Raw genomic sequence first — 970 nt, forward strand, 5'->3', positions numbered from 1 at the left:
CGCGTCGACCTGCTCTGCATCGACGAACTCGGCTGTGCGCCACGAGGCGCTGATGGATCTCGCGGGATGAGAGGCCCGCCGCTGGTCATCGCAGTGACCGGTTGAAGCTGGAGGCAGGCTGAGCCCCGGATTGGGGGTGAGGCCGGAAGCAGCCTCGACAACGTAGGGGCGGACCGACACCACCAGACGGTTCGTGCCCGCAAGCGAAGACGGAATGGGTGCAAGGAAACTGAACCAGTGGTTGACGTCCCGTGAGTCGTCAGCGGCCTGCCGAACCTGGTGGATGGGCCGCTTTGCAGTGCTGGAGAGTGCTGTATCCGATGGCCTCTCCTCTCCCGCCGCCTTTAACCCATGGGTTTCGGGAGGCCCGGACCAAGACTGCGATGTGCGGTCCGTGGCGATGCTGCCGGGGTATAGCTGGGCACCGACGCCGTCACAGAGATTCTCAGTGAACGTGGGAAGCGATCTGGCATCGCCCTTCCTGTCCGGCAGCCGGCCGGACGGCGGGCAGGCGCAATGCCCGCTGATGACGCCAGATCGTGGCGGAGTCGCCGTAGTACTCGGAGTCCGGGAAAGCCGGTCGCAGGGGGAAGGGCGACAGCGTGATGGCAGCAGGACTGCTGTCGGGGAGGAACGTTGTTGAATAACGACGCGCCGCCGCTTTGGCCGGGCAGTATGACGGCCGCGCGGCGGGTACTCGATCATCAGATCAAGCTGCACCAATGGGCAAGGAACGAGCCGGATCGCCGGTTCGATGATGTGTTCAACTTGGTCTGCGACCGGGCCACTTTGGTGGTGGCCTGGGAGCGGGTGTCTGGCAACCGGGGTGCCAGGACAGCAGGCGTGGACGCGGTTACCCGTTACTACGTCGAGGAACGCCACGGAGTGATTCCGTTCCTGGAGGAGCTTCGCTCTTCGCTCAAGGACGGGTCCTTCGCCGCGCTGCCGGTCAAACAAGCGGTGATTCCCA

The 970-nt window shown here is 64.7% G+C and carries 1 pseudogene; it reads left to right on the forward strand.

What is annotated here, in order from left to right:
• Window positions 1-639: 639 nt before the first annotated feature.
• Window positions 640-970, forward strand: a pseudogene (locus CLM62_RS43595) (group II intron reverse transcriptase/maturase); the annotation flags it as partial.

It is taken from the genome of Streptomyces sp. SA15, assembly GCF_002291145.1.
Classification (GTDB): Bacteria; Actinomycetota; Actinomycetes; order Streptomycetales; family Streptomycetaceae; genus Streptomyces.